Below are 13,744 nucleotides of genomic sequence, written 5' to 3'. Positions count from 1 at the left end.
TAGGAGCGAGCTTGCTCGCGAAGCTTTTGCTTTAAACCCGGAAGCGCTGCACCAGACTTTGCAGATGCCCACCCAGGCGCGCCAGTTCAACACTCGATGCGGCGGTTTCTTCGCTGGCAGCGGCGGTTTGTTCGGAGACGTCACGCACGTTCAAGACGCTGCGGTTGATCTCTTCGGCCACGGCGGTTTGCTCTTCGGCAGCGGTGGCAATCTGCAGGTTCATGGCCTGAATCGCCGATACCGTGCGGGTGATGCTGCCCAAGGCATCGCCGGCGCTGCGGGTCAGTTGCACGCTGCTGTCGGTGAGCTCGCGGCTGCTTTCCAAGGTACTCGCCACTTGCTGAGTGCCGCTTTGCAGGCCGCTGATCAAGTCTTCAATTTCTTCGGTGGATTGCTGGGTGCGCTGCGCCAGGCTGCGTACTTCGTCGGCAACCACGGCGAAACCCCGACCGGCTTCACCGGCACGGGCGGCTTCAATGGCGGCGTTCAGCGCCAGCAGGTTGGTTTGTTGCGCCACGGATTTGATCACGTCGAGCACGCTGCCGATTTTGTCGCTTTCGCGCTTGAGCTCGTTCATGGCATCGGTGGAGTCGCCCACGGCCACAGCAAGGCGCTCGATCTGCGCCACGGCTTCGCCGACAACCCGGTCGCCGTCACGGGCCTGCAAGTCCGCCGCTTTGGCCGCTTCGGAGGCTTCCTCTGCGTTACGCGCCACTTCCTGCACGGTGGCGGTCATTTCGTGCATGGCGGTGGCGACCTGGTCGGTCTCGATTTTCTGGTTGTTCACGCCGGCGCTGGTCTGTTCAGTCACGGCAGATAGCTGCTCCGCCGCGCTGGCGATTTGCGTGACGCCATCGCGGATGCCGCCAATCAGTTCACGCAAGCCCAACGTCATGTTCTGCATGCTGGTTTGCAGCTGGCCCAGCTCGTCACCGCGACGGGTTTCGATGTCGTGGCTAAGGTCGCCCGAGGCGATGCGTTCCACACGGCGCAGCACGGTTTGCAACGGGCCGACAATTTGCCGGGTGATAAACAACGCAGCGATCAGGCCCAGCACTACCGCAATCAACGAGGCCACCAGCAGCACGGTTTTCGCCTCGGCTTCTTCTTTGTCGCGCTTGGTGTTCTGACTGACGGTGAGCTGCGCGCAGGCGTCGAAAATCTGTTTGATTTGGACATCCAGAATGGTTTGCGCCGCCGCGATATTGGCCAGCGCCGCAGCGAACTGGCCGACCGTAGCGCGATAGCCGTTCAACGCATCGGCCGCTTTCTGCAAGCCGGCGGCCTGCTCGCTGGAAACTTTGTCCGAAAGGGTTTTCAGGTTGCCAAGTGCCTGATCGATGGCGGCTAGCGCCGGCTGTTGCAGCTCAACCCGGCCGCTGTACGTAAAGCCGCGCAGCTCGAAACGTGCGGTTTGAATCAAACTGTTCTGCGCGATCAGGGCGTCGAGCACTTGTTGATGCTGCTCGGCGTTTTCTTCGCTGACGGTCTCGGCACGAACCGCCGTCGAAACGTTGCCCACTTCCGCGACCGCCGCGTCGGCGAACTTGCCAAATTGGCCGCGCAGGGCTTCGCGGGTGGCGACGGCCTGGGTCATCTGGCTGAAGGCTTGGCGATACTGGCTGCTGGCATCGCCCGCCTGCTTGAGCAACACCAGGTCGTTCGGCGACTTCATGATCTGGTTGGCGCTCTGAACGCCGGCGTCGAATTTGTCGAGATTGTCGACCACGGCGGCGTTATGCGCGGCGTCGCTGTTTTGCGCGTAGGTCAGGCGAGCAATACGCACGTCGCGGGCAATGGCGCCCAGTTTGGAAATGGCCGCCAGCTTGTCGCCGCGCTCGAGCACCGAGCTCAACCCCAGCCAACCGGCCAGCGTGATTAACAGCGTGAGTAGCAGCACCGATGCAAAACCAAGAGCCAGTTTTGCGCCGACACTGATATTGCTCAGCGCCTGAGTAAGCCATCCAAACATGGGAGTCTCCAGAAAAACGAGGCAGAGGCGGCCAGCTCTAGTCGGCTGGCTCCTGCGCAATATATCGACTTATCCGACGCAACCTTAAGGAACATTTGGCGCCCTGATACTGGCACTGCTGCCGACTGCGGTGCCGATGCAAAAGTGGTCGATTATCGAACGGCGCACACAGCGCCCATTGACCGAATTAACCGGTTAGTACATTTTCTCCTACACGCTTTTGGCCGCTCGCCTGCCAGAACAACAATAAGAAATGGAGAACGCTTGTATGCCCCGTACCGTGCTGGTGCTTAACGGCCCCAATCTCAATATGCTCGGCACCCGCGAACCGGCCACCTACGGCCACGAAACCCTCGCCGATATCGCCGACCTGTGCCGCCGCACCGGCAGCGCGCTGGACCTTACCGTCGAGTTCGAACAAACCAATCACGAAGGCCAGTTGATCGACTGGATTCACCAGAGCCGTGGCCGCTGCGCCGCCATCGTGATTAACCCGGGCGCCTGGACGCATACCTCGGTCGCCATTCGCGACGCCCTGGTGGCCAGCGAATTGCCGGTGATCGAAGTACACCTCTCCAACGTGCACAAGCGCGAAGAATTCCGTCACCACTCGTACGTGTCCGGCATCGCCGTGGCCGTGCTCGCCGGGTTCGGCAGCAATGGCTATCGCATGGCCGTCGAACACGTTGCTCATCTGCTCAAGGCCTGACCATGTCCCGCACCCGCAGCATTCTGGCCGGCCTGATTGGCGCCGGCATTCAGGCCTCGCGCACGCCGGCCTTGCACGAGCATGAAGGCGACGCCCAGGGCATTCGCTACCTGTATCGCCTGATCGACATCGACGCCCTGAAGATGGGCCTCGACGACCTGCCCACCCTGCTCGACGCTGCCCAGCACACCGGCTTCACCGGCCTAAACATCACCTTCCCCTGCAAGCAGGCGGTGATCCCGCTGCTCGATGAGTTATCGCCGGAAGCGCGCGGTATCGGCGCGGTGAACACGGTGGTGTTCGAGAACGGCAAACGCATTGGCCATAACACCGACTGCCTGGGCTTCGCCGAAGGCTTCCGCCGTGGGCTGAGTGATGTCACCCGCGCGCAGGTGGTGCAGATGGGCGCAGGCGGTGCCGGCGCAGCGGTGGCCCATGCCTTGTTGATTGAAGGCGTTGAGCGGTTAACTATTTTCGACGTAGACGCCGGCCGCGCCAGCGACCTGGCGGCGAACCTCAACGCGCATTTCCCAGGCAACCGCGCGAGCGCCGGCGCCGACCTGGCAGCCGCCATGGCGAGCGCCGACGGCCTGGTGAACACCACGCCGATGGGCATGGCCAAACTGCCCGGTATGCCGGTGCCCAAAGCCCTGCTGCGTGCACCGATGTGGGTGGCGGAAATTGTGTATTTCCCCTTGGAAACGGAACTGCTGCGCGAAGCCCGCGCCTTGGGTTGCCGCACGCTCGACGGCGGCACCATGGCGGTGTTTCAAGCGGTAAAAGCGTTTGAATTGTTCAGTGGCGCGGCGGCAGACGCCGCCCGTATGCAGGCGCATTTTTCGGCGATGGGCGCTTAACGATCACGACCAAACGACACCCTTAACATGGCGCCCAGCGTTGGCGCTTACGAGATCACAACAATGACAAAAATGATCGATCTGTATTTCCGCTTTCTCAAGCTGATCGTCGTGCTGTGCATGCTGGGCATGGTGCTCATGGTGTTCGGCAACGTGGTCATGCGGTACGCCTTCAACTCGGGCATCACCGTGTCGGAAGAACTGTCGCGCTGGTTGTTTGTGCTGATGGTATTCCTCGGCTCGCTGATCGCCTTGCGCGAACGCAGCCACTTGGGCCTCGACCTGCTGATCAAAAAGCTGCCGCCATTCGGGCGCAATCTGTGCCTGGCCGTCGGCCATCTGCTGATGCTGTTTATCGCCTGGCTGGTGCTCAGCGGCAGTTGGCAGCAGGCGCGCATCAACCTCGATGTGGTCGCCCCCGCCTCGGGCCTGTCGATGGCCTGGTTCTACGGCATCGGTGTGCTGTTCGGCCTGACTGCCATTCCGGTGATTGCCGGCGAGCTGGTGCTGGCCCTGCGCGGTCGGTTGCCGCAAGGCAAGGCCGGCGTCGAATCGGTGCACCTGCCAAGCACTGAGGGGAACCGCTGATGACGCTGATTCTCTTCCTCGGCACCCTGCTGGGCACCATGGCCCTGGGTATTCCGATTGCCTTTGCGCTGCTGCTGGTGAGTGTGGTGCTGATGTGGCAACTCGACCTGTTCGACGCGCAGATCATTGCCCAGAACCTGCTTAACGGCGCTGACAGTTTTCCCCTGCTGGCCGTGCCGTTCTTCATGCTGGCCGGCGAGGTCATGAATGCCGGCGGCTTGTCGCGGCGCATCGTCAACATTGCCATGGCCATGGTCGGCCACAAGCGCGGCGGCCTGGGTTACGTGGCGATTATTGCCTCGTGCTTGCTGGCCTCGTTGTCGGGTTCGGCGGTGGCAGATGCGGCCGCTCTGGCTGCATTGCTGATTCCGATGATGGTCCAGGCCGGCCACAACCGCGAACGCGCGGCGGGACTGATCGCGTCGGGTGGCATCCTGGCGCCGATCATTCCGCCGAGCATCGGTTTTATCGTGTTTGGCGTGGCCTCCGGCGTGTCGATTTCCAAGCTGTTCCTGGCCGGTATCGTGCCGGGCATCATGCTCGGGGCGTCGCTGGCGGTGGCCTGGTGGTTCGTCTCGCGCAGCGAAAACGTCGCCACGCCGCCCAAGGCCAGCCGTGCGGAAATTGTCAAAACCTTGCTCGATGGCAGTTGGGCGCTGGGCCTGCCGCTGATCATCATTTTTGGTTTGAAGTTCGGCATTTTCACGCCCACCGAAGCGGCTGTGGTGGCGGCGGTTTACGCCTTGTTCGTGTCGCTGTTTATCTACCGCGAACTGAAGTTCAGCCAGCTCTATGAAGTGGTGCTGTCGGCGGCGAAAACCACCTCGGTAGTGATGCTGTTGGTGGCCGCTGCCATGGTGTCGTCGTGGCTGGTCACCATCGCCGATCTGCCCGGCCAGCTCACCGATGTGCTGCAACCATTCCTCGACTCACCGACCACCCTGCTGCTGATGATCATGCTGTTGATCATTCTGGTCGGCATGGTCATGGACATGACCCCCTCCATCCTCATTCTCACGCCGGTGCTGATGCCGGTGGTGAAGCAGGCCGGCATCGACCCGGTGTATTTCGGCGTGCTGTTCCTGGTGAACACCTCCATCGGCCTGATCACCCCGCCAGTGGGCACGGTGCTCAACGTGGTGTGCGGCGTGGCCAAGTTACGGCTGGATGAAATCACCCGGGGCATATGGCCCTTCTTGCTGGCACAGCTGTTGGTGCTGGCGCTGCTGGTGATGTTCCCGCAACTGGTTCTGGTACCCCTGAAGTTCTTCGCCGGGTAACCGGCTGCTGTAAACCGATGTCTCGCAAACAACAACAAAATGGAGCGCCCTGAAATGAACAAATGGCTGAAACCTTTACTGACCTCCGCCTGCGCCGCAGGCCTGCTGCTCAACGGCCTGACGGCCCAAGCGGAAATTGGCGAACACACCTTGCGGTTCGCTTTTCAGAACGTAAAAGAACACCCGCAGGGCCAGGGCGCGCAGAAGTTTGCTGACCTGGTGAAAGAGAAAAGCGGCGGCAAAATGACCGTGCGTTTGTTCCCCGGTGGCGTGCTGGGCGGAGATCTGCAAACCGTGTCGGCGCTGCAAGGCGCTACCCTTGATCTGACCGTTCTCAACTCCGGCATCCTCGCCGCCCAAGTGCCTGAGTTCGCCCTGCTCGACTTCCCCTTCCTGTTCAACAACACCCAGGAAGCGCAAGCGGTGATCGACGGTGAAGTGGGCCAGGAACTGGCCAAGCGTTTGGACAGCAAAGGCCTGCGTAGCCTCGGTTACTGGGACCTGGGTTTCCGCAACCTGACCAACAGCAAAACGCCCGTAACCAAATGGGAAGACATGTCGGGCCTGAAAGTGCGGGTGATCCAGTCGCCGATCTACCTCGAAACCTTTAAAGCCCTCGGCGCCAACCCGGTGCCAATGCCATTCCCTGAGGTGTACACCGCCCTGGAACAAAAAACCGTGGATGGCCAGGAAAACCCCTTCACCGTTATCAAGGGCAGCAAGTTCAACGAAGTGCAGAAATACCTCAGCGTGACCCAGCACATCTACAACCCGCAGTCGTTTGTGATGGGGGCGAAAAGCTGGGGCAAGTTGAACGCAGAAGAACAAGCGGTGATCACCGACGCCGCCAAGGAAGCGACCGTGTATCAGCGCGAAATTACCGCCACTGCTCAGAAAGAGGCGTACACCGAATTGTCGAAAGACATGCAAGCCAACGCCATCAGCCCGGCTGAAATGGAGCGCTTTCGCGAGAAGGTGAAACCGGTGATTGCGCAGTTCTCCAAAGACATGGACCCGGCATTGGTCAAGGCCATGTACGACGCTGTAGAGAAGGTGCGCGGCAGTAAATAACCGTTTGCGTGATGTGAAAAAAACGCCTCTGACCGAGGCGTTTTTTTATTGCCGCAAATAGGCGATTACCGATTCACAAATCATCGCCTTGTGCCGCTGTTTCACCTGCTCATCCGGCAAATCGATCTGGAAGATCTCGCCAAAGGTGTTGCGGTTGGACACGCGGTAAAAGCAGAACGAGCTGATCAGCAAATGCAGGTCGATGGCTTGCAAGCCGCTGCGAAACACGCCCGCCGCTTCGCCACGGCGCAAGGTTTCGTCGAGCAGATTGAGCACGGTGTGGCTCAGCGAGCGGATGGTCGGCGACTGTTTGACGTTGGCGCCGTTGAGGATGTTTTCGATGCACACGATGCGCACGAAATCGACGTTGCGGTCGTGGTGGTCAAAGGTGAATTCCACCAGGCGACGGATCGCCGCCACCGGCTCCAGTTCTGCCAGGTGCAGCTGGGCTTCGGTGCGGCGGATGTCGCCGTAGAGTTTCTCCAGCACTTCAACGTAGAGCTGCTCTTTGCTGTTGAAGTAGTAATAAATCATGCGCTTGGAGGTGTGTGTGCGCTCGGCGATGGCGTCCACCCGGGCACCGGTCAGGCCCTGCTGCACGAACTCGATGATCGCCGCCTGCAAAATATTTTCGCGGGTTTTTTCCGGGTTGTTCTTACGACTTTTGCGGGGCGCTTCAGCGGGCGCCTCGGGAAGTTCTTGGGTAATGGTCATACAAGGCTCACAGCCGGGAGTCGGCAACGGTAGCGGCGATTATGGTCTTGGCCGCAGGCCGAAGAAAGCCCGGCCCCGAGAAGATTTCGGCCGGGCTTATTGAGGGGCAACGCAGGGCTACAGTCGCGTCTGCCGACCCGAGCCGCTGCGCACTTTGGCCATGGCGGCCAGACGCACCGCCACGTTCGCCGCACCGTAACCGACGTAGCCGTTCTTGCGTTGCAGCAGCTCGAAGAAAAAACGCCCCTCGAACGGTTCGGTGTACACGTGGAACAGCTCGCCGCCTTGCGCGTCGCGGTCGTAGAGCACGTTGTAGTACGCCAGCTCGCTGAGAAACTCGTCGTCGAAATCAAAGCGCGCGGCGAGGTCGTCGTAGTAGTTCAGCGGAATATCTAGCAGCGGTACGCCGGCGTCCTTGGCGCGGTTGATTTCCGCGAACAGGTCCTCGCAGGCGAAGGCAATGTGGTGCACGCCCGAGCCGCGATAGCTGGACAACGCATGGGAAATCGCAGTGTTGCGGTTCTCGGAAATATTCAGCGGCAAGCGCACCGAACTGCAGCGGCTGCGCAACGCCCGGCTTTTCACCAGACCGTAAGGGTCGGGCAGCACCACTTCGTCGTCGGCCTCGAAATCGAACAGCGCTTTGTAAAACAGCACCCAGCTGTCGAGGCTCTCGGCCGGCAGCGCCATGGCCATGTGGTCGATGCGCTGCAACTTGCCGCTGGGCTCGACGTTGGCGTTAAGGATGAAGTCGCTGTCGTAAATGGTCTGGCCGCTTTCGGCTTCGTCGATCAGGTAAATCAGGCTGCCGTCCGGCGCGCGCACCGAAGGAATTTCCCGCTCGTTGGGGCCGACCAAACCACGGTACGGCTGGCCTCTGAATTCGCGGGCGCGCTCGAAGGCGCTGTGACTGTCTTTGACCCGCAACGCGGTGGCGCACAACGACGGGCCGTGGGCTTCGAAAAAGCTGTGGGCAAAGGAGTACGGTTCGGCGTTGAGCACAATATTGATATCGCCCTGGCGCAGCAGGCTGACGTCTTTGGAGCGGTGCTGCCCAGCGCGGGCGAAGCCCAGGCGTTCCAGCCAACCACCGAGCTTGACGCCCTGCTCGCCATCGACGGCGAACTCGATAAATTCGACGCCGTCCAGGCGACTGGCAGCGGGCGGCGAGAACAGCGTATCCAGGCTGGTCTGCGGCACAGCCGGCGCAGTGCCATCGGCGGTCTGGCGTTCGAGCAGGTTGCGGGTTTTCTCTTCGAGATACAGCAACGAGCGCAAGCCATCGGCCGCGTTGGCGCGAGGCGGCGCGGCGCGGAAGCCGTCGTTGAAAATTTCCAGCGACAGCGGGCCGGTGTAGCCGCTGCGAATGATCGGCGCGAGAAAGCCCGCCAGGTCGAATTCGCCCTGACCGGGGAAGCAACGGAAATGGCGGCTCCACTCCAGCACGTCCATGGCCAGAATCGGCGCGTCGGCCATTTGCACGAAGAAAATCTTGTCGCCGGGAATCTCGGCAATGGCGCTGGGGTCGCCTTTGAGCGACAGCGTATGAAAGCTGTCGAGCAGCACGCCGACGGCGCTGTGGTCGGCCTGGCGCACAATGTTCCACACCTGTTGATAGGTGTTCACATGGCGGCCCCAAGCCAACGCTTCGTAACCAATGCGCAGGCCGCGGGCGCCGGCGCGCTCACCGAGCAGGCGCAGGTCGTCGACCAGAATCTGCGTGTCGCCGAGGGAGTCGGCGGCCACGTTGCTGCACACCAGCACCAGGTCGGTGCCAAGTTCCTGCATCAAATCGAATTTGCGTTCGGCGCGGTCGAGGTTGCGCGCCAGCCGATCACGGCGGCAGCCTTCGAAGTCGCGGAAGGGTTGGAACAAGGTGATGGCGATGCCGAGGTCGGCGCACATCTGGCGAATTTCGCGCGGGCTGCCGGCGTAGTAGAGCAAGTCGTTTTCGAAGATCTCCACGCCGTCAAAACCGGCGGCGGCGATGGCTTCGAGTTTTTCCGGCAGGGTGCCGCTCAAGGACACGGTGGCAATCGAACGCTGCATGCAGGTGCTCCTGTTTTTATTGGCGCGCGCCGCGAGCGTTTGCACACCATCGCGCGGCACGGATCAGGGTGTTTTCGAGTATTCGCCATCACCTGCCGGGCGCAAAGCGACTTTGTACCAACTGGTTAGTTTTGTGTTCGATTATCGACCAGTTGGCCGTTTATCGAATTGACGGCTTTTTCGCCCATGGCCCACCATCGGTCCCACCTTGCATTTGCTAACCGGCCGCCTCGCCTTGCAATGCAGATTTCCAGATGGCCGTTTACGTGCAACGTGGCGCTGAAAAATCAGCGCGCGAAACCCTGACAACTTCAAGAAAACGGGTACTTCTCATGCTCACCGCAACCGCTCCCCTCACCTCGCCACCGTTATCAGGCTGACCGGCTTAACCCCGGCAAACGTCCTTAACCGCAGACACCGCCGCGCCTTTGAACCGCCTCGCGCTTGCGATGAGCCGGTGCGCTACGCACGCTGCCTGCCTTGAGTCGAAGTCTCGACTGCACGCGCAGTCTTTGAACGGATGGCACCCCATGAGTCAGTCACACAGCACACCCGTCGCCGCGACCACCTCCCCCGCGCCGACCACCCCTCACGCCGGTATCGGCGACAAAATTCGCGGCGCCATGGCCGTCGGCAAAACCCGCTGGGGCATGCTCGCCCTGGTGTTTTTCGCCACCACGCTGAACTACATCGACCGCGCCGCGCTCGGGGTCATGCAGCCGGTGCTGGCAGAGAAAATGAGCTGGACGGCGATGGACTACGCCAACATCAACTTCTGGTTCCAGGTCGGCTACGCCGTTGGCTTCTTGCTGCAAGGGCGCTTTATCGACCGCGTGGGTGTAAAGCGCGCGTTCTTCTTTGCCGTGCTGCTCTGGAGCCTGGCGACCGGCGCCCACGGCCTGGCGACCTCGGCGGTCGGCTTTATGGTCTGCCGCTTTATTCTTGGCCTCACCGAAGCGGCGAATTACCCGGCGTGCGTAAAGACCGCACGCATCTGGTTCCCGGCCGGCGAGCGCGCCGTGGCGACCGGTATTTTCAACGCCGGCACCAACGTCGGCGCCATGCTCACCCCCGCTCTGCTGCCGCTGATTCTGGTGGCCTGGGGCTGGCAAGCGGTGTTCCTGTGCATGGCCGCACTGGGCGCGATCTGGCTGGCGTTTTGGGGTTTGAAATACTTCAACCCGGAAGACCACCCGAGCGTGAAACAGAGCGAGCTTGATTACATCCAGCACACCGACGAGCCAGCCCAGGCGCGCGTACCGCTGCCTGACATTCTGCGCATGCGCGGCACCTGGGCATTCGCCCTGGCCTTCTCGATGACCGCGCCGGTGTTCTGGTTTTACCTGTACTGGCTACCGCCGTTTCTCAATCAGCAATACAACCTGGGCATCAGCGTCTCGCAGATGGGCATTCCGCTGATCCTCATCTGGCTGACCGCCGACTTCGGCAGCATCGGTGGCGGCATCCTGTCGTCGTGGTTGATCGGCCGAGGCATGAACGCGATCAAGGCGCGGCTGTTGTCGATGCTGATCTGCGCCTGCGCCATCGTCGCGGTGATCTTCGCCGCCCACGCCAGCGGTTTGTGGATCGCGGTGCTGGCCATCGCCTTAGGCGTCGGTGCGCATCAGGCCTGGACCGCCAATATCTGGAGCCTGGTCATGGACTTCACGCCCAAGCACATGATGAGCACCGTGTTCGGCTTTGGCGGCATGTGCGCGGCGGTCGGCGGTATGTTTATGACGCAGTTGGTGGGTTACGTGCTGACGGTGACGAACAACAACTACGCCGTGTTGTTCACCATGATTCCAACCATGTATTTCCTGGCGCTCGTATGGCTGTACTTCATGGCGCCGAGAAAGGTGCCGGACGTGAAGCCGGCCTAACTGGCACCCAATAAAAAAGGCCCTACGGGGCCTTTTTTTTCGCGACTGATTTACCGCCGCTTCTGCAACCACGCCGCCGCCAGCCCGCTCAGGCAAATAATGGCGATACCCAGCAAGGCACTGAATGAAGGCGTATGGCTGAACACCACAAACCCCAGCAGCCCGGCGAACACGATCTGGCAGTAGCCAAACGGCGCCAGCAAGGCCGGTGCGGCGTAGCGGAAGGCTTGGGTAAGCATCAGGTGCGCGGTCATTCCGCAGGTGCCGAGGGCAATCATTAAAAGCGCGTGGCCCCAGGTCGGCACTTGCCAGAAGAACGGCACCAGCAAGCTGACCAGCACGGTGTTGCACAGGCCGGCGAAGAAGTTACTGGTGGTCGGGCTGTCGTAGTTGGCGAGGATGCGCGTGAGGATCTGGTACACGCCAAAGCACAGCGCCGAGCCGAAGGGGAAAAGCACCGCTGGGGTGAACAATTCGCCGCCCGGATGGACGATCACCAGCACGCCGGAAAACCCCACCAACACCGCCGCCCATTGGCCGCGCGTCACGCGCTCACCCAGCAACGGCACCGACAAGGCCGTCACCAGCAACGGCGCCAGAAAGTTCACCGCCGTGGCTTCGGCGAGCGGGATGTACCGGATGCCGGTAGTGAATAACAAGCTCGTGCCGAGCAGACACAACGCCCGAATAATCTGCAAACCGGGGCGCTTGCTGCGCAGCACGCGCAAACCCGATTGCGGCAGGAAGATGCCCGCCATCAACAATGTGTGCACCACGTACCGCGCCCACACCACCATCACCACGGGATAAAACCCGGACAGGTATTTGGATAACGCGTCGTGGCTGGCAAACAGAAACGTGGCCAGAAGAATCAGGGCAATGCCGCGAAACGGCTGCTGCGCGGTAGTCAGCGGGGAGCTGGGCAAACTCATGGGGCTCCAAAAATAACGAGCGTTAAGACCTTGAAAATAGCTTACAGGCCACGGGGGATCTGGAACCTTTTGCGCCGCTCACGAATGTACTACCTGGTTAATTACCGTTCGATAATCGCCCAAAATGGCCGTTAGCGAATTGAACCGTCCGCAGGCTCCTTCCACTATGCCTGCACATTGAACGCCCCCGCCAAGCGGACCGGCGCTGCGATGACCGATAAATACAAAAAAGGTCTACTTCGATGCTGCACATCTCGTCCAAGGGCGCGCTGCGCTCTGTTCATGCTCCTGCTCTGATCGCGCTGGCCGTCGCCGGGTTCACTCAAGTGAGCCAGGCCGAAGGGTTTATCGACGACACCAAGGCCACGCTGAATTTTCGCAACGCCTACTTCAACCGCAACTTCACCAACCCTGACAACGCGCAGGCGAAGGCTGAAGAGTGGACGCAAAACTTCATTCTCGACGTGAAATCCGGCTACACCCCAGGCCCGGTTGGCTTTGGCGTGGATGTGCTGGGCCTGTACTCGCTGAAACTGGATGGCGGCCGGGGCACCGCCAACACCCAGCTGCTGCCGGTACACAGCGACGGTCGCCCGGCCGACGATTTCGGCCGCCTGGGCGTGGCGGCAAAAGCCAAGCTGTCGAAGACCGAATTGAAGGTCGGCGAGTGGATGCCGGTATTGCCCATTCTGCGTTCCGACGATGGCCGCTCGCTGCCGCAAACCTTCCGTGGCGGTCAGGTGACCTCGCAGGAAATTGACGGCCTGACGTTGTACGGCGGCCAGTTCCGGCAGAACAGCCCGCGTAACGACGCGAGCATGGAAGACATGTCCATGAACGGTCGCGGCGCCTTCCTGTCCGATCGCTTCAACTTCGCCGGCGGTGAATATTCATTCAACGAAAAACGCACCACCGTCGGCGTCTGGTACGCCGAGCTGGAAGACATCTACCAGCAGCAATACTTCAACGTGCTGCACAGCCAACCGGTAGGCGACGTTACCCTCGGTGCCAACCTCGGCTACTTCATCGGCAAGGAAGACGGCAGCCAACTGGCCGGCGACCTCGACAACAAAACCGCCTTCGCCCTGCTCTCGGCCAAATACGGCGGCAGCACGTTTTATGTGGGCCTGCAAAAGGTCAGCGGCGATGACTTGTGGATGCGCGTCAACGGCACCAGCGGCGGCACCCTGGCGAACGACAGCTACAACTCGAGCTACGACAACGCCAAGGAAAAATCCTGGCAACTGCGCCATGACTTCAACTTCACCGCCGTTGGCGTGCCCGGTCTGACCTTGATGAACCGCTACATCAGCGGCGACAACGTGCACGTCGGCACCGTCACCGACGGCAAGGAATGGGGTCGTGAATCCGAGCTGGCGTACACCGTGCAGAGCGGCACGTTCAAGAACCTCAACTTCAAATGGCGCAACTCCACCATGCGCCGCGACTTCAACGCCAACGAGTTTGACGAGAACCGTATTTTCGTTAGCTACCCGTTGTCGTTGCTGTAAGCCGAGCCCAACGCGCTACTGACTTCTCGTGTGAAAACACGTTAGCCCGTCCCTGTGACGGGCTTTTTTATGCCGGTACGCGGCGCGGGTGACATCGCCGTCTACTGAACGCGCCTGGATCCCCGCGTTCGCGAGGATGACGGCGGCGAACGCGCGATCAGCTCGACAGTCCAACCCC

Annotated in this window: 11 protein-coding genes; 7 read left to right on the top strand and 4 right to left on the bottom strand. The window is 61.1% G+C overall.

Features of this window, described 5'->3' with window-relative positions:
• Positions 1 to 31: 31 nt before the first annotated feature.
• Positions 32 to 1,972, bottom strand: coding sequence for a methyl-accepting chemotaxis protein (locus AC0IW7_RS13835; RefSeq protein ID WP_471818743.1), 1,941 nt, complete (start codon positions 1,970 to 1,972; stop codon positions 32 to 34).
• A 268-nt stretch (positions 1,973 to 2,240) separates the two neighbouring features.
• Here AC0IW7_RS13835 and aroQ point away from each other — a divergent pair, with 268 nt between their 5' ends.
• The 5 genes from aroQ (at position 2,241) to AC0IW7_RS13810 (ending at position 6,477) form a co-directional block, all read left to right on the top strand.
• Positions 2,241 to 2,681 carry a type II 3-dehydroquinate dehydratase gene (gene aroQ, locus AC0IW7_RS13830; RefSeq protein ID WP_463540265.1) on the top strand — a complete coding sequence of 147 codons (441 nt, stop codon included), beginning with the start codon at positions 2,241 to 2,243 and terminating at the stop codon, positions 2,679 to 2,681.
• 2 nt (positions 2,682 to 2,683) lie between these two features.
• The gene (locus AC0IW7_RS13825; protein WP_471818742.1) at positions 2,684 to 3,538 is read left to right on the top strand and encodes a shikimate dehydrogenase; all 855 of its coding nucleotides are present in this window, start codon (positions 2,684 to 2,686) and stop codon (positions 3,536 to 3,538) included.
• Positions 3,539 to 3,601: 63 nt separating this feature from the next.
• Positions 3,602 to 4,126 carry a TRAP transporter small permease gene (locus AC0IW7_RS13820; RefSeq protein WP_463383987.1) on the top strand — a complete coding sequence of 175 codons (525 nt, stop codon included), beginning with the start codon at positions 3,602 to 3,604 and terminating at the stop codon, positions 4,124 to 4,126.
• The gene (locus tag AC0IW7_RS13815; RefSeq protein ID WP_471818740.1) at positions 4,126 to 5,406 is read left to right on the top strand and encodes a TRAP transporter large permease subunit; all 1,281 of its coding nucleotides are present in this window, start codon (positions 4,126 to 4,128) and stop codon (positions 5,404 to 5,406) included. Before AC0IW7_RS13820 ends, AC0IW7_RS13815 begins: the two co-directional genes overlap by 1 nt.
• Positions 5,407 to 5,460: 54 nt before the next feature.
• Positions 5,461 to 6,477, top strand: coding sequence for a TRAP transporter substrate-binding protein (locus AC0IW7_RS13810; RefSeq protein WP_471818738.1), 1,017 nt, complete (start codon positions 5,461 to 5,463; stop codon positions 6,475 to 6,477).
• Positions 6,478 to 6,522: 45 nt separating this feature from the next.
• Here the strand turns inward: AC0IW7_RS13810 and AC0IW7_RS13805 are convergent, their stop codons facing one another.
• Positions 6,523 to 7,191 (bottom strand): TetR/AcrR family transcriptional regulator, encoded by a 669-nt coding sequence (locus AC0IW7_RS13805; RefSeq protein ID WP_122449474.1) that lies wholly within the window; start codon positions 7,189 to 7,191, stop codon positions 6,523 to 6,525.
• A gap of 117 nt (positions 7,192 to 7,308) precedes the next feature.
• The gene (quiC, locus tag AC0IW7_RS13800; protein WP_471818736.1) at positions 7,309 to 9,240 is read right to left on the bottom strand and encodes a 3-dehydroshikimate dehydratase QuiC; all 1,932 of its coding nucleotides are present in this window, start codon (positions 9,238 to 9,240) and stop codon (positions 7,309 to 7,311) included.
• Between the two features lie 530 nt (positions 9,241 to 9,770).
• Here quiC and AC0IW7_RS13795 point away from each other — a divergent pair.
• Complete coding sequence (locus tag AC0IW7_RS13795) at positions 9,771 to 11,123, top strand: MFS transporter (protein ID WP_471818734.1); 1,353 nt, start codon at positions 9,771 to 9,773, stop codon at positions 11,121 to 11,123.
• Between the two features lie 50 nt (positions 11,124 to 11,173).
• On the opposite strand, the gene AC0IW7_RS13790 is transcribed toward AC0IW7_RS13795, so the two are convergent.
• Complete coding sequence (locus AC0IW7_RS13790; protein WP_471818732.1) at positions 11,174 to 12,055, bottom strand: DMT family transporter; 882 nt, start codon at positions 12,053 to 12,055, stop codon at positions 11,174 to 11,176.
• A 242-nt stretch (positions 12,056 to 12,297) separates the two neighbouring features.
• On the opposite strand from AC0IW7_RS13790, the gene AC0IW7_RS13785 reads away from it, so the two are divergent.
• Positions 12,298 to 13,566, top strand: a complete 1,269-nt coding sequence (locus AC0IW7_RS13785; protein ID WP_471818730.1) for an OprD family porin — start codon at positions 12,298 to 12,300, stop codon at positions 13,564 to 13,566.
• Positions 13,567 to 13,744 lie beyond the last annotated feature (178 nt).

It is taken from the genome of Pseudomonas sp. AC229 (assembly GCF_979254655.1).
This window is presented reverse-complemented; position numbering and strand designations above follow the sequence as displayed.